11 protein-coding genes and 1 pseudogene are annotated in these 14,946 nt (G+C 63.8%); 2 read left to right on the top strand and 10 right to left on the bottom strand.

Translation table 11 applies throughout. The features are described 5' to 3' along the window. Positions 1–29: 29 nt before the first annotated feature. From purH to ACV4UZ_RS16915, 4 genes and pseudogenes are all read right to left on the bottom strand, one after another. The gene (purH, locus tag ACV4UZ_RS16930; RefSeq protein ID WP_491602435.1) at positions 30–1,610 is read right to left on the bottom strand and encodes a bifunctional phosphoribosylaminoimidazolecarboxamide formyltransferase/IMP cyclohydrolase; all 1,581 of its coding nucleotides are present in this window, start codon (positions 1,608–1,610) and stop codon (positions 30–32) included. Between the two features lie 117 nt (positions 1,611–1,727). Next, positions 1,728–2,165 (bottom strand): annotated as a pseudogene (locus ACV4UZ_RS16925) (gluconokinase); the annotation flags it as partial. A gap of 11 nt (positions 2,166–2,176) precedes the next feature. Further along, positions 2,177–3,568 carry an NADP-dependent phosphogluconate dehydrogenase gene (gene gnd / locus ACV4UZ_RS16920; protein WP_491601961.1) on the bottom strand — a complete coding sequence of 464 codons (1,392 nt, stop codon included), beginning with the start codon at positions 3,566–3,568 and terminating at the stop codon, positions 2,177–2,179. A 17-nt stretch (positions 3,569–3,585) separates the two neighbouring features. Further along, positions 3,586–5,430 (bottom strand): polysaccharide biosynthesis protein, encoded by a 1,845-nt coding sequence (locus tag ACV4UZ_RS16915; RefSeq protein ID WP_491602434.1) that lies wholly within the window; start codon positions 5,428–5,430, stop codon positions 3,586–3,588. A 214-nt stretch (positions 5,431–5,644) separates the two neighbouring features. On the opposite strand from ACV4UZ_RS16915, the gene asnB reads away from it, so the two are divergent. Together asnB and ACV4UZ_RS16905 are read left to right on the top strand one after the other, a co-directional pair. Next, complete coding sequence (gene asnB / locus ACV4UZ_RS16910) at positions 5,645–7,387, top strand: asparagine synthase (glutamine-hydrolyzing) (RefSeq protein ID WP_491601960.1); 1,743 nt, start codon at positions 5,645–5,647, stop codon at positions 7,385–7,387. Between the two features lie 8 nt (positions 7,388–7,395). Next, positions 7,396–8,391: a methyltransferase domain-containing protein gene (locus ACV4UZ_RS16905; RefSeq protein WP_491601959.1), complete on the top strand. Its 996-nt coding sequence runs from the start codon at positions 7,396–7,398 to the stop codon at positions 8,389–8,391. A 219-nt stretch (positions 8,392–8,610) separates the two neighbouring features. On the opposite strand, the gene ACV4UZ_RS16900 is transcribed toward ACV4UZ_RS16905, so the two are convergent. The 6 genes from ACV4UZ_RS16900 to ACV4UZ_RS16875 all read right to left on the bottom strand — a co-directional run bounded on the left by ACV4UZ_RS16900 (position 8,611) and on the right by ACV4UZ_RS16875 (position 14,926). After that, positions 8,611–9,633, bottom strand: coding sequence for a sulfotransferase domain-containing protein (locus tag ACV4UZ_RS16900; protein WP_491601958.1), 1,023 nt, complete (start codon positions 9,631–9,633; stop codon positions 8,611–8,613). A gap of 129 nt (positions 9,634–9,762) precedes the next feature. Beyond that, the gene (locus ACV4UZ_RS16895; protein ID WP_491601957.1) at positions 9,763–10,905 is read right to left on the bottom strand and encodes a hypothetical protein; all 1,143 of its coding nucleotides are present in this window, start codon (positions 10,903–10,905) and stop codon (positions 9,763–9,765) included. After that, positions 10,902–12,185 (bottom strand): DegT/DnrJ/EryC1/StrS family aminotransferase, encoded by a 1,284-nt coding sequence (locus tag ACV4UZ_RS16890; protein WP_491601956.1) that lies wholly within the window; start codon positions 12,183–12,185, stop codon positions 10,902–10,904. Before ACV4UZ_RS16890 ends, ACV4UZ_RS16895 begins: the two co-directional genes overlap by 4 nt. Further along, positions 12,166–13,146 (bottom strand): Gfo/Idh/MocA family protein, encoded by a 981-nt coding sequence (locus ACV4UZ_RS16885; protein WP_491601955.1) that lies wholly within the window; start codon positions 13,144–13,146, stop codon positions 12,166–12,168. Before ACV4UZ_RS16885 ends, ACV4UZ_RS16890 begins: the two co-directional genes overlap by 20 nt. Next, positions 13,147–13,881: a glycosyltransferase family protein gene (locus ACV4UZ_RS16880; RefSeq protein ID WP_491601954.1), complete on the bottom strand. Its 735-nt coding sequence runs from the start codon at positions 13,879–13,881 to the stop codon at positions 13,147–13,149. A gap of 13 nt (positions 13,882–13,894) precedes the next feature. Continuing rightward, positions 13,895–14,926, bottom strand: coding sequence for a radical SAM/SPASM domain-containing protein (locus tag ACV4UZ_RS16875; protein ID WP_491601953.1), 1,032 nt, complete (start codon positions 14,924–14,926; stop codon positions 13,895–13,897). Between the last annotated feature and the right edge of the window lie 20 nt (positions 14,927–14,946).

The following is a 14,946-nucleotide window of genomic DNA, read 5'->3' as shown; positions in this document are numbered from 1 at the left end:
CCCATTCCTTCCAAAGATGCCACGCCGCCTCAGTGCCGGAAGTGGCGCATGCCGGTGAAGACCATGGCCAAGCCCTTCTCGTCGGCCGCCGCGATGACTTCGGCGTCGCGCATGGAGCCGCCCGGCTGGATCACCGCCGTGGCGCCCGCGGCTGCGGCGGCCAGCAGGCCGTCGGCGAAGGGGAAGAAGGCGTCGGACGCCACCACCGAGCCGATGGTGCCGGGCTGGGACAGGCCGGCGGCGGTGGCCGCCTCCTGGCTCTTCCAGGCGGCGATGCGCGAGCTGTCCACCCGGCTCATCTGGCCGGCGCCGATGCCCACGGTGGCGCCGTCCTTGACGTAGATGATGGCGTTGGACTTGACGTGCTTGCAGATGCGGAAGGCCAGCAGCAGATCCTTCAGCTCCTGTTCGGAAGGCGCCCGCTTGGTCACCACCTTGAGGTCGGGCAGCATGACGCGGCCGTTGTCCTTGGTCTGGAACAGGTAGCCGCCTGCCACCGGGCGGAGCGTCATGCCGGCCTCCGACGGGTCGGGCATGCCGCCGGTGACCAGCAGGCGCAGGTTCTTCTTGGCGGCGAAGGCGGCGACGGCCGCTTCGTCGGCCTCGGGGGCGATCACCACCTCGGTGAACAGCTTGGCGATCTCCTCGGCGGTGGCGCCGTCGAGGCGGCGGTTGATGGCGACGATGCCGCCGAAGGCCGAGACCGGATCGGTGGCCAGGGCCGCCTTGTAGGCCGAGACGATGTCCTTGCCCACCGCCACGCCGCAGGGATTGGCGTGCTTGATGATGGCCACGGCCGGCTCGTCGAATTCGGCGACCAGCTCGTAGGCGGCGTCGGTGTCGTTCAGGTTGTTGTAGCTGAGTTCCTTGCCCTGCAGCTGCTTCGCCGAAGCCACGCCGGGGCGCTGGTGGCCGGTGACGTAGAAGGCGGCGGCCTGGTGCGGGTTCTCGCCATAGCGCAGCGACTGCTTCAACTCGCCGGCGACGACGACGCGGCGGGGGAAGGTGTCGCCCAGTTCACGCGCGAACCACTGGCTGATGGCGGCGTCATAGGCGCCGGTGCGGGCGTAAGCCGTGGCGGCCAGGCGCTTCCTGAGGCCCAGGGAGGTGGCGCCGTCATTGGCTTCCATCTCGGCCCGGACCACGGCGTAGTCCTCCACGTCCACCACCACGGCAACGGCGGCGTGGTTCTTGGAGGCGGCGCGGATCATGGCCGGGCCGCCGATGTCGATGTTCTCGACGCATTCGTCGTAGCCGGCGCCCTTGGCCACCGTGCTCTCGAAGGGATAGAGGTTGACCACCAGCAGGTCGATGGGGGCGATGCCGTGCTGGGCCATGGCCGCCTCGTGCTCGGCGTTGCCGCGAATGCCCAGCAGGCCGCCGTGCACCTTGGGGTGCAGGGTCTTGACGCGGCCGTCCAGCATCTCGGGGAAGCCGGTGTGGTCGGCGACCTCGGTGACGGCGATGCCGGCGTCGCGCAGCGCCTTGCAGGTGCCGCCGGTGGACAGGATCTCGACACCCTGGCCGGCCAGGAAGCGGCCGAATTCGATCAGTCCCGTTTTGTCCGAAACGGAGAACAGGGCACGGCGAACGGGCATCAAATCGGACATGAGAGCCTCCGGCTGGCGGAAGAAGTGGGAAATTGCCGGGGGTATAGCACAGCCGGGACCGGGCAGGAAATCATCATTGCCGCCCCGCAGCGAGGCCAGGATGGTGGCGACCAGGATGGCGGGGGGCGAGGAAATATCCACCGGCAGCGCTTCGTCCGCCCCGGGCGGCTCCAAGGTGGCCAACTGACTGGCCAGCAGCCCGGGCGGCATGAAGTGGCCCTGCCGCCTTTCCAGGCGTTCGGCGATCAGCGACCGGGGCCCGTGCAGCCAGATCAGCCGGGCCCGCCCCACCACATCGGCCAGCAGAATCCGGCGATATTCCTCGCGGAGGGCCGAGCACGCCAGCACCAGGCCGGTCCCCGCCGCCGCCTCGCCCAACTTCTGCGCCAGGATGGCCAGCCAGGGCAGGCGGTCGGAATCGTCCAACGGCACGCCGGCCTTCATTTTCGCCAGATTGGCCGCCGGATGGAAGTCGTCGCCGTCGAGGAAGGGCACCGCCAGCGCCTCGGCCAGCAGGCGGCCGATCACCGTCTTTCCCACCCCGGACACCCCCATGATCACCAGGATCACGGATCAACCCCCCAGGACGAATGGAAGCGGCCGGGTCGATCCAGGCGGCCATAGCCGTGGGCTCCGAAGCAATCGCGCTGGGCCTGGATCAGTTCACTCCCCGGGCGGGCGATGGCCAAGCCGTCGCGGTAGGCCAGGGCCGAGGCCAGGGCCGGAATGGGCCATCCGGCATGGCTGGCCGAGGCCACGACCCGGCGCCACCCGGCATCGGCATCGTCGAGCGCCTGGGACATGGCCGGCAGGGCCAGCAAATTGATCCCTTCGCCGCCGGTGGCCAGGGCCGCCGCCATGGGTGCCAGAAGACGGGTGCGGATGATGCAGCCTCCCGACCACACCCGCACCGCCTCGGCGGGATCAAGGTCCCAGCCAAAGGCCGACCGGGCCGACCGCAGCAGGGCGATACCCTGTGCGAAGGCGCAGAGCCGCGCCGCCAGAAGCGCCGCATACACCTGATCGATCTCGCACTCCACACCGCCGGGACTGACCGAGGCCAGCCGCTCGCGTACCTGGGCGCGATCCGCCAGGGCCGCCGACAACAGGCGGGCATTGACCGCCGCCGCCATGGTCGGCACCGCCACCCCCAATTCCGCGGCGGCGGTGATGGCCCAGTGGCCGGTTCCCTTCTGCTCGGCGGCATCCGCCACCCGATCGATCAGCGGCCCACCGCCTTCGCCATCACCCTCGGCCAGAATCGCCGCGGTGATCTCCAGCAGATAGGACCCCTGGTCTCCCGCCGCCCATTGGGCGAAACGCGCGGAGAGCGCCGGCAGCGAAAGACCGAGGCCATGGCGAAGCACCAGGTAGGCCTCGGCGATCAGCTGCATCTCGGCGTATTCGATGCCGTTGTGAACCATCTTGACGAAGTGGCCGGCGCCCTCATCGCCGAACCGGCCGAAGCAACGACCTGACGCCGACATGGAAGCCGCCGGGGCCAGCAAGGGCTCGATCCGATCGAGGGCCTCGCTATTGCCGCCGGCCATGATGGCCGGGCCGCGCCGGGCGCCACGCTCGCCGCCCGACACCCCGATTCCCAGCCAGTGAAGCCCGTCCGCCGCCCAGTCGCGGCAGCGCCGGCCGGTATCGCCGTAGTGGGAATTGCCGCAATCGGCCACCACGTCCCCCGCCGCCAACAGGGGCCGAACCGCATCCTTGATCCGCTCAACCGCCGCGCCGGCCGGAACCAGGAGCAGCAGAATGCGGGGCGGCGGGAGAGCGGCGACCAGAGCGGCAAGGCTTGCCGCGGCAGGACCGGCACCGGCGGCCGCGAAAGCGCTCCGGGCGCCGTCGTCGGCATCGAAGCCGACCACCTCCAGGCCGTGATCCCTCAAATTGAGGGCCAGATTGCGGCCCATGGTGCCGAGGCCGATCAGGCCGATACGCCGGGTCATGGCCCCGTCCTTCAAGATCAGTTCGCCGCCGGGGAATATTCCGGAACCAGACGATGCAGGATCGCCAGCGCCAGCTCGGGCTGGTGAGCGGCGCAGGCCAGGGCGAGATCGTCCAGCGCCGGCCCCAGTTCATCAACCAGCACCACACGGGGTTCGGCCGCCAGGATGCCGGGACGCTCGGTCGGCATCGGCGGCTCCGCGCCGTGGAAGATTTCCTCGAACAGCTTCTCGCCGGGCCGCAGACCGGTGAATTCCAGCCGGATATCGTGATCGGGGCGTAGTCCGGCCAGCCTGATCATCTGACGGGCCAGATCGACGATGCGTACCGGTTCACCCATGTCGAGCACGAAGATCCGCCCCCGGTAGTTGCTGCTCTCGCGCCCGAAGGCGGCGGCCTGAAGCACCAGCTCCACCGCTTCGCGCACCGTCATGAAATAGCGGGTCATCTCGGGATGGGTCACGGTCAGCGGCCCACCCTTGGCCAGCTGGCGCTGGAACAGCGGCACCACCGAGCCGGTCGAGCCCAGCACGTTGCCAAAGCGCACCGTGACGTAGCGGGTCCCTCCGGACGTGGCTCCAGCCAGGTCCAGGGCCTGGGTGTACATCTCGGCGATACGCTTGGACGCACCCATGACATTGGTGGGGTTGACCGCCTTGTCGGTGGAAATCTGCACCATCAGGCCGACACCGGCATCGCGGCAGGCATCGGCCACGATACGGGTGCCGACCGCATTGGTGAGGATTCCCTCGTCGGGATTGTACTCGACCATGGGAACATGCTTGAGGGCAGCGGCATGGAACACCAGCTCGGGAGAGCGCTCGAGCATGACCTGGCGCACCCGCGCCGTGTCGCGCACATCACCCAATATGGCCACCCGTTCCAGATCGGGCTGACGCAGGGCGATCTCCATGTCGATTTCATAGAGGTTGAATTCGCAGGCATCGAAGAGAAGCAGCTGGGCAGGTTCCAGGTCGGAAACCTGACGCACCAGCTCGCTGCCGATGGAACCGCCGGCTCCGGTCACCAGAACCCGCCGGCCCTTGATCATGGCCGAGATACCGGCGCGGTCCAGCACCGCCTGCGGCCGGCCCAGCAAATCCTCCACCGCGATGGGGCGGATGGTGATGCCATCGGTCAGCCCGTCCTTGAGATCGGTAAGCCGGGGAATCCGGGCCAATCCCATTCCCAGCCGGTCGGCCAGGTCGAGCAGGGTGCGGACCTCGGCGCCATCCATGCGATGGTCGGTGATGATCAGTCGCTGGGGCGCCTGGCCCTTGCGCCGCAGGGTCGCCACCACCTCCTCGAGATCGTCGGTGCTGCCCAGCACGTCGATGCCATGGATGTTGCGTCCCACCCGGGTGTTGCGCTCACACACCAGCCCCACCGGCCGATACTCGGCCTCGGGATTGCGGGTGGCGCGGATGAACAGTTCCGCCTCGTCGCCAGCCCCCACCAGCAGCACCGGCACCTGATTGTGCGAATTGGCCATGTGCCGGACCCGCTGGCGCCCGTCCTTGAACGATCGGTAGAGAAAGCGCGGGCCACCCAGCAATGCCATCAGCACGAACCAGTTGATGAACATCACCGAGCGCGGCAGGGTCTGCAGGCGGGTCACCAGGAACAGCAGCGCCATGAACACCAGGACGGTCATGGTGGCGGCTCGGGTCAACGCCATCAGATCATTGACCGAGGCATAGCGCCAGACCCCGCGATAGAGCTGCTGCGACAGGAAGATCGGAGCGGCGACGGCGGCGAACAGCAGAACTCCCAGCCACAGGTCGGTGCCGGTCCACAGCCGAACCATGTCGTCACCCAGACGAAGATAAAGCGATATCAGGAACGACGCCGCCGCCATGACCATGTCGTGGGTGAAGGCGATATGCGCCCGTGTCAACTGAACTCTGATTTTCGTCACCGCACCTGCACGTCCCGTCCGCCGGACCGAATCTTCGCGCCATATTTATTCCGAACCCGCAGGCGAGTCCAACGGCAAAAGCGGAGCGCGCGGCTGGTGGACCCGCGGAAAATCCGCTATTGGTGGGCGATTCTCCGTCGAGTGAACTGCGTAGCTTTCCATGTGTGGCATTGCCGCCTTTCTCAATTTGACGTCCCGCTCTTCACTGCCCGGCGCCCCTTGGCTGGCGGCGGTAACCGGTGCCATGCACAAGCGCGGCCCCGATGGCGGCGGCGCCTGGAGCGGGGCCGAGGGCCGGGTCCTTCTGGGCCATCGCCGCCTGTCCATCCTGGACCTGAGCGAATCCGGCGCCCAGCCCATGGCCTCGGCCGATGGACGGGCGGTGATCGCCTTCAACGGCGAGATCTACAACTACTGGGAATTGAAAGGCGAATTGGAAGCACAGGGCGCGCGGTTCCGTTCGGGCTCGGATACCGAAGTGATCCTCGAGCTTTACCGTCGCCACGGCGTGGCCATGCTGGGCCGCCTGCGGGGGATGTTCGCCATCGCCCTGTGGGACGGGGAGCGGCAGGGACTGCTCCTTGCTCGCGACGGGCTGGGCATCAAACCGCTCTATCTGGCCGAAACCGGGGACGGCCTGCGCGCCGCCTCCCAGGTCAGGGCGCTGCTGGCCGGCGGCGGCATCGACACAGATCCCGATCCGGCCGGACACGCAGGGTTCTTCCTGTGGGGCCATGTCCCCGAGCCCCATACCCTGTATCGCGGCATCCAGGCACTGCCACCGGGCACGTGGCTGTGGCGCGGCCTGGATGGAGAGCGGCGCGACGGCAGGTTCTACGACCTTGGCGCCGAACTGCGCCGTCCACGCCGGGCGCCCCGCATCGATCTGCGCGCGGCCATGGCCGATTCGGTCGCCCACCACCTGATCGCCGACGTCCCGGTGGGAGTGTTCCTGTCGGCCGGGCGCGATTCCGCCACCCTGGCCGCCCTGGCGGCCGGGCTCGGCCACGGCGCCCTGAAAAGCGTCACCCTGGCCTTCGCGGAATTCGCCGGCACGGCCAAGGACGAAGCCCCCCTGGCCGAGCGGGTCGCGGCCCGTTACGGAACCGAACACATCACCCGACGTATTCCCGCCGGAGACTTCGCCGCCTGCCGCGACCGCATCATCGCCGACATGGACCAGCCGACCATCGACGGCGTCAACGTCTGGTTCGTGGCCCGCGCCGCGCGGGAAGCCGGCCTCAAGGTCGCCCTGTCGGGCCTGGGCGGCGACGAACTGTTCGCCGGCTACGACAATTTCTCCGCCATTCCCCGCATGGTGTCGCTGCTGGGGCCGCTGGCGGCGGTTCCCGGCCTCGGACGGACGTTCCGCGTCGTGGCGGGGCCCCTGGTGCGGGCCAAGCTTGCCGGGCTGATCGAACTGGGAGGGCGCCTTCCGGACGCCTACCTGCTGCGGCGCGGCCTGTTCATGCCCTGGGAACTGCCCCGTCTGATGGATCCGGACATGGCCCGGGCCGGGCTTGAGGCCCTGGCCCCCCGCCTGCGCCTGAAGGAGGCCGCCGCCGGTCTCGACGATCCCGTCGCGGCCATCTCCGCCCTGGAAATGCAGTTCTACATGCGCAACCAGCTGCTGCGCGACGCCGATTGGGCGGGCATGGCCCATTCCCTGGAAATCCGGGTGCCGCTGGTGGATACCGCCCTCCTGGACGCGGTGCTGGACCTGCGCGCCGCCGGGCGGGCGCCCGGGAAGGCCGACATGGCCGCCTGTGCCGAACCGGCCCTGCCCGCCGCCATCCTGGACCGCCCCAAGACCGGATTCTTCGTGCCGGTGGCACAGTGGCTGGGAGAATCCTCCCTGCGCGGCTGGGCCAGACGTCTCCATTCCGCTTTCATAACGACGTGAGGCCGCCCGTGATCGCCCCCTGGCTGCTGGACCTGCTGCACTGCCCATCCTGCCGGAGCGACGCGCCGCTGGTTCTGGACGGCGAGGCCCTGCTGTGCCCCGGCTGCGGCAGGCGCGTGCCGGTGGTGCGCGGCATTCCCCGCTTCGTGGAGGGGGCGGAGAATTATGCCGAGGGCTTCGGCTGGCAGTGGAACCGTTGGCGCACCCTGCAGGTGGACCGCCTGTCCGGTCATCCCTTGTCCCAGCGCCGCTTCCTGGCGGATTCCCGCTGGGACCCCGCCTGGATCAAGGGAAAGCTGATCCTCGATGCCGGTTGCGGCGCCGGGCGTTTCACCGACGTGGCCGCCCAACTGGGCGCCCGCGTGGTGGCCTGCGACCTGTCGGCGGCCATCGACGCCTGTCGCGCCAATTGCGACGAACCGGCGGGGCGCGCCCCGGAGCGCGGCGAGGTGGCCTGGCTGCAGGCCAACCTGCTGAACCTGCCATTGCGTCCCGGCGTGTTCGACGCGGTGTATTGCATGGGGGTGATCCAGCACACCCCCGACCCGGCGGCGGTGATGCGCGCCCTGCCGCCCCTGCTGAAGCCCGGCGGGCATCTGGCCTATAATTTCTACGAGAAGAACCCGCTGCGCCGACTGGAGGTGGTCAAGTACGCCCTGCGCCGCCTGACCCCCCATTGGGACCAGAAGCGCCTGCTGGCTCTGTGCGAGGCGCTGGTGCGCTGGTTCTTCCCGCTGACCCGCCGGATGAGCGCTATCCCCAAGGTGCGTTTCTTCACCCGCTTCGTCCCCATCTGCGCCACCCATCCGCCGGAACTGAGCCGCGAGCAGCAATACGAGTGGACGGTGCTAGACACCTTCGACTGGCTCAATCCCCATTACGAGATCTGCCAGGACCACCGCGAGGTGGCGGAATTGCTGAAGGCGGCGGGATTGGCCGAGGTCGAATCCGCGCCCGGTCTGGCCTGGGGAACCCGGATCGACGCTTATACCAGATCCCAGTGACCGCAACCGATCACCGGGATCGCCCACAATCGGCGGGCGGGCGCGAGCGCCCTTGCCTCCCGCCGCATAAGCGGCGCGGCCCTTCGGGCCTATCCAAACTGCGATGAGTCGCGGTCAGCGCAGGCTGGTATTAGCCCGGGTATTGATGCTTTCATCCAAATCGAATGTCAGAGCGACTTCGTCGCTGCTGGATATGACCGTGATCGAGCAGAAGCCGCTCTAGTAATAGCCGTATTTCTTGAGCTTTCCGCCAATCTTGGCATCCAACGCCTGATTGGCGGCGCCATGATGCTTTCGAATTTCTTCTTTCAGCGAATCACTAAAGGCATGGTTTGGCTGCCAGAACAGCCGATCGACATATTCTTGCAGAATCCGGCGTAAATCCAGGCGACGCAGCACTCCATAAGCCAATCGCGCGAGGCGGTTGGTGTGGATATGGGGATACAGCCTGTTGCAGAATGGCTTGTTGATGATGAGCGGGAAGCCTGATCCGCCCTCCCTGGTGAACCGGTTCAAGAAGCGGGCGATGAGGAATGAATGCTGGGAGTAGGAGCGATTTTCTTCCCGCCTTACCACGGGGCTGTTGGGGGTACTTTCCAGGAACGCGTATAATTCCGCCATGAAGGCTTCATAATCTCCCCGCATACCCTCATACGGCATGACGAGCATATTATCCCGGCCAAATCTGTCCCAGTAAAGCTCGCAGATATTCGTCCAGTCGAGGTCGTTTACTGACAAAACAGGATTATGCCGCACTGAGTTGAAGTGAAACTGGCAAAAATTTCCATTATCATCTCTCAATATAAAATCATCAGGCTTTCCCCATGAGTAGTTGTGAATTGTTTGAACATAAATGCTCTCAGCATAGTTGTCTTGCCGGCGCAAAAATAATATAATTTTTGACTCAGGAAAGCATCCCTTCAATATGTCGGCCACATTATTTTGGTTGAGATATCCCATGTTCACATCGCCGACCAAGCCTTCCCAGGACCACAAGATCTTTTCCGTACCGGGATTTTCTTTTATAGCTTGATCAACAAAGGCCGTCAGTTCGTCCCTGATGGCGACCTTCTCAGCGGCGGTCCATTCCCGAGGCGGCATTTTGTTGAAGATGTGGGAAGGGTTCTTGCGGGAATTCCTTGGGTCATCAAGGAAAAGCAGGTTCAGCTTGGGAAAAACCTGCCGCTGAAGGAAAGTCGAGCCGGTCTTGGGAAGGCCAATATGGATGTACATCTGAGGCATACTAACTCCGCTAGCTAACGTCGTCCGGCCGGAAATTTTGAGCACCCATCACAACGCCTATGATACGACCAACAAGAATACATTACATCTCTTCACGAGAAGATCGACGGGCCCAGCCGGGTTGACGCCTTATCGGCTCGAAGGCGTCGAGGTTCCTTGAGAGTGGAGCCGGAGGATCTCGTTCATGGCCCGATCCAATCCGTCCGTAGGAGGGCGCCAATTCGCCAGTGTCGCCAGCCAGTTTGCCCGCCACCCGGAATCGGTCAGGAAGGATCGAACCATTTCTGGCAGAGAGGAGGGATCGTAACAGCAGGGAACAACATTTTCCTGAGCGGTAACCAGGAAAGTGTTCTTTTTAGCCCCTGGTTGGTAACTGAGAGTCAGTCGCCCAAGCAGGGCGCTCCAGACCATGATAATTGAAAACATGCCCATGATATAATCAGCAGAAAGAATCAACCTTATATTGTCGATGCGTGATATCTCCTTAAATCTTACATATTCATCAGAGAGCTCGTCGAATATGTCATTAAAACCACCAAAATTTTCTTTCGGGTGAAGCTTAACTATAACTTCAAATGATCTCTGGCTGGCACGTGCTAAAGCCGAGATGGCTCTCAGCAAGTCCCGCACTGCAATCCCTTCGTGGAAACCTATCTCGGTAAGCGCGCCTTCCGCTCCAAACACCTGTGTAATGTTGTCTGAAAAAATGACGATGAGCTCACGAGACGGGTCTACATTCAGCTCTGTTCTTTTCCAGTTTTCCAAGTCGACGGGATTGACCGCATTGCCCGAAGCAATGATATCAGCAAAGGCGAGATGGCCGGTGGTCAGTACCCTGGCATAGCCGGCCGCTTCCAACTGGCTGGTCATCCGCCCACTGATGGACAGAGCTAAATCAGGCCGGCAGGCCAGTTCCTGGGGCTCCGAGCGGTAAAGGTCGTCGCGGTCGGCATCCAGTACCATCACCGTGGGAATACCCGTTGCCCGGGCTTCTCGGCGGAACACCTTCTCCACTGTGCGGGGAAAGCTGGTGGCGGTGAGCAGAATGCTCGGCCGGTGGGCGGCGATCAGTTTCCTGGCTTCCTCGGCGCTAATCTGCCCCGCGACCTTGTCGGTGATGTCTTGAAAGGCGATGCCGTGCCTCTCCCAAACCGGACAGCCGGGGCCGCTGCAAATCACCGGCGCGGCCATTCCAAGTGTATCCAGGCGGCGTTTGATGGGGACGATGACATCGATCCCCCCCGGATCCTCACCGACCAGCAGAATACTCATGCCAGGCTCCGCAGCTCATCCAGATTATCGCTCACCTTGTGGAAGGCGGTGATGATATCAGCCATATCCGCCATGGTATTGGGCGGGCGGTGGAGGTCGTGATTGATCATCACCTGATGCAGCCGCTCTGCCGTCGGGCACAGCCCTTGCTTCCAGTCCTGCAGCTTTCCCTTGTAATGGGGGCAGCGCAGTGGGCAGCCGGTGGGGCCGAAGACCGCCTGCTGCTGCAAGGCAGGCATCAAATACTGCGGGAAGAGATAGCCCCCCCAAAGCGGAATGCCTTCGGCATTCAGCGCCTTGACGAACAGGTCGCGAGGAACTCTGGTTGCCGTCTCGTCATAAATCAGGGTGTGATGCATGCGGGTGTGGGTGGCGTTGGGGCGAACGGTAACCGGGGCCAGGCCGGGCAGACGGCCAAGTTCGCGGTCAAGCAGGGCGGCCATGTCGATGATGCCGCCGATCAGCTCGTCCTTGCGGATGAACTGCTCGTAGGCCACTGCCGCTTCCAACTCGGTCATGCGCATGTTGTGACCGATGGTGTGGGAGAGGTCGGCAAGGCCAAAGGAGGAAGCCGCGTTTTCTCCATGATTGCGGATCAACTGAAGGCGTAGCGCCAGTTCATCGTTGTCAGTGACGGCAATGCCGCCTTCGCCCGACTGGATCAGTTTGTGGCGATTGAGGCTGAACACTCCGATATCGCCAAAGGTTCCCGCCAGTTTACCGTCTATCGTGGCGGCCAGCGACTGTGCGTTGTCCTCGATTACCCAAAGCTTGTGCTTTCTGGCGATGGCCATGATGGCCGGCATGTCGGCGGGATGGCCGAACAGGTGCACTACCATGATGGCCTTGGTGTGATCTGTGATGGCCGCCTCGATCTTGGCAGGATCGAGGTTGAAGGTTTCCCACTCCACATCGACGAACACCGGCACTGCATGATTGAACAGGATGGCGGTGATGGTGGCGCTCATGGTGAAGGGGGTGACGATGACCTCGTCGCCCGGGCCGATCTTGCAGGCGCCCAGGGCCGACACCAGGCTGGAGGTCGCTGAGTTGGAGGAGACGGCGTGCTTGATGCTGTGGGCCTCGGCCCAGGCAGCTTCCAGGCGCCTCACCCTGGGACCGCCGAAGAACTCGTCGCAACGGCTGCCGACAAAGCCCGAAAGCACCCCGCTGTCGATTACCTCCAGCACTGCCTTGCGATCAGCCTCGCCGAAGGGATTGTATTCCTGGAAGGGGCGTTGACGGACGGGCGAGCCGCCCTTAATCGCCAGAATGGACATTTTCCTCTCTCCCGCTTTGGAGGGAACGGGCGACCGCGTCGATAACGCCAAGTATCATGCAATCGCCGTCATCGACCACGGTCAGGCGGCCATGATTGTCGCTGACCTGTTGCCACAGGCTCAGGGCGGCTCTCGCATAATCCGTCTCGGATGGACCATGGGAGGCCAATTCAAAGAACCCCTCGAAATGGGGGCTGGGGCTGCGGCGCCAGCGCTGGATACGGAATCCAAGGTCAGTCAGCCGGATGCGGCCTTCTTCGAACAGGAGGTCAAGATCGGTCAAGGCGTAGCGGGAATAGTCATAGGACTGCAGGATGCCTGAAACACCCGAGGTAAGGGTCAGACGAAGATCCGGGGTAACTTCGTTGGGTGCGGTGCCACTTATGTGCCGGGGCAACGCCATGACCCGCTCCACCGGGTCCAGCAACTGGCGTACCAGATCGATGCAATGACAGCCTATAGTCAGGATTCCCTTGCCGTACCAACCGTGAAAACCCAAGGGCCGCCCCCATGCCCCGGCGGCGATCTCGGCGGCAAGACCGCGGAGATCACTGATCCATCGGCGAGGGTAGTAGACGTAAAGCGAGTGTCCGGCCTCGCCATAGGCGTTGACCAGGCGTCGCGCCGTGGCGGCATCCCCGACCATGGGCTTTTCGCAGACCACTGTCGAGATGCCGGCGGCCAGCGCGGCGGAAAGATAGTGTTCGTGAAGGGCCGTCGGGGCGCAGATCAGCAGGATATGTGGCCGGCGCGCCAGCAGATCCTCGGCCGAGGTGGCTGCGGCGCAGCCCCAACGGTCGCAGAAGGCCGCCAGGCGCCCGTCATCCGGGTCGAAGGCCGCAGCCAGATGGAGGCCTGGCACATGGGCCATGGCCTGGGGGTGTGACCATACGGATTCGTCATTACCAAGGCCTGCGGCCAGCCCGCAGCCGAGAATGGCGACCCTCAGTTCACCGGACACTTAGCGGCCCATGTGCTGTTGCGCCCGTTCGGCCAAGGTGCCATCGAACAGAGTCGGGAACCGCGACTTCAATGCGTCGAAATGAGCGGTAATGTAGCCGACCACATCAGCAAGGCGAACCACTGGCCGGGCCGGAACATGGGCGTAGATGTGCCGCATGAATGCCAGGTCCTCGTCGTAATCCAGCGACAGACGATAGGATTGCTCGGCCGGGCCTACTGCCCAATCATTCAACGTCAGTTTCTTGCCCGGCAGGCTAGTAAGAAAGCGCGACCAGCCGCTGGTCGTAATGTCCGACGCGAGCATGGCATCGATGAACCGCTTGGAGAGCAGATAGGGCGCTCCACCATAGGGCAATCCGGCGCAGGTGATGACGTCGTGGCAATCATAAGCCTCCGCGATGCCGGTGATGGCTTCGATGCAGACGAAGGCGTCATCCGCATCGATGATGATCGCTGCCGGTGCGCCGCTGGCTTCCATGGCCTGGGAGTATCGGAGCAGCACGTTATCGCCGTCACCAGCAAAGCAGCCGATTGACTGGGCCGTGGCGATTTCCTTCAGTGGGGCATCGACATCGCCGGTGGGAACGCACAGGACCAGCGGGAGGGGCTGGGTCCGCAACCGTTCGATAAGGCAGACGATGGCCGGCGTCTCACCTCTCATTGCCTGAAGGTGCTTGGCAGCCAGTCGCGAGCTGCCGAGCCGGGCGGTAATCAGAACATTCAATTCCGGCATGGCACGTATCCACCTACTCCGAAACCGGCATATAGCATTTGCGGCACAGCGCCATGTCGTAGTAGTTGCCGGTCGCATGTAGGCGGCGAATTTCGCGGTACTGCTCGCCATTCCAGATGTCGTGCAGCTTTTCACGCCGCCAATCGCCGACGATCACTTCGTCCTTGTCATCGACACAGCAGATTGTGACGTTGCCGTTGTTCTTGAGGAACATGCGCTGGAAGGGTTGGGCGCACCAGAAACCCTGGACCCGATCGTATTCGCCGCGCTTGTCGGGATCCCGCTCCGTGTAGAAGCCGTAACCCACGGCATCGACCACGTATTTCCACATGGTTTTCAGGCCCTCAAACTGCTCCAGCCACTTGGGCTCCTTGTACATGACCATGGAGACCCGGACCTGGACGTGAGGATACGACTGGTTGCGCAGTTTAACGAAGCCATAGAGGTTGTCGATCACTTGGCCCAGCGTGCTGCCGACACGCTGTTCTTCCCATAGATTAGGGGAAATGGCATCGAACGACACGAAGACGTTGTCGATGCCCGCGGCCAGCAATTGCTCGGCCTTGTCCTTGCGCAACAGGACGGCATTCGTGTTCATCATGACATCGAGGACGCCCTTGGATTTGGCGTATTCCACCTGCCACATTACATCCTTGTGGGCCAGCGGCTCACTCAGGTAATTGAGCTTGATGCTCTTGACCCCGTGGGTGACGCCCTGGTCGATAATGGAGGCGAAATCCTCACGGCTCATGCGCGAAGCATCGGTGTAGTTGGTATCGCCCTGATCCACCAGCAGAGTGCGCGGGCACATGGGGCAGCGCAGATTGCAGATGTTGGACGTCTCGATGTCCAGGTGGAGGGGAAAATCCAGCTCGACCTTGTTGCGGGGGACTTCATCCCACATCCTGCGGTATTCGAAGTACTCCGAAGGACGATGACTTTTCCAGTCTTCGCGATAGACCTCTTCATGAAAAGTCGCATTTGCATTGAACTCCACACCCTCTGCACTTTCCGCTTGGGCAATGGAATCGCTACCGTCACTCATCAACATCATCCTTCCTGAAG

The sequence above is a fragment of the Paramagnetospirillum sp. genome, assembly GCF_058402745.1.
The sequence above is the reverse complement of the archived record's forward strand: the minus strand, read 5'-3'. Positions and strand labels throughout refer to the sequence as shown.

Excerpts from the sequence above, each read along its gene's own strand:
- purH (WP_491602435.1), bottom strand. The coding sequence starts at position 1,610 with ATGTCCGATTTGATGCCCGTTCGCCGTGCCCTGTTCTCCGTTTCGGAC.
- gnd (WP_491601961.1), bottom strand. The coding sequence starts at position 3,568 with ATGACCCGGCGTATCGGCCTGATCGGCCTCGGCACCATGGGCCGCAAT.
- ACV4UZ_RS16915 (WP_491602434.1), bottom strand. The coding sequence starts at position 5,430 with ATGGTCATGGCGGCGGCGTCGTTCCTGATATCGCTTTATCTTCGTCTG.
- asnB (WP_491601960.1), top strand. The coding sequence starts at position 5,645 with ATGTGTGGCATTGCCGCCTTTCTCAATTTGACGTCCCGCTCTTCACTG.
- ACV4UZ_RS16900 (WP_491601958.1), bottom strand. The coding sequence starts at position 9,633 with ATGCCTCAGATGTACATCCATATTGGCCTTCCCAAGACCGGCTCGACT.
- ACV4UZ_RS16895 (WP_491601957.1), bottom strand. The coding sequence starts at position 10,905 with ATGAGTATTCTGCTGGTCGGTGAGGATCCGGGGGGGATCGATGTCATC.
- ACV4UZ_RS16890 (WP_491601956.1), bottom strand. The coding sequence starts at position 12,185 with ATGTCCATTCTGGCGATTAAGGGCGGCTCGCCCGTCCGTCAACGCCCC.
- ACV4UZ_RS16880 (WP_491601954.1), bottom strand. The coding sequence starts at position 13,881 with ATGCCGGAATTGAATGTTCTGATTACCGCCCGGCTCGGCAGCTCGCGA.
- ACV4UZ_RS16875 (WP_491601953.1), bottom strand. The coding sequence starts at position 14,926 with ATGAGTGACGGTAGCGATTCCATTGCCCAAGCGGAAAGTGCAGAGGGT.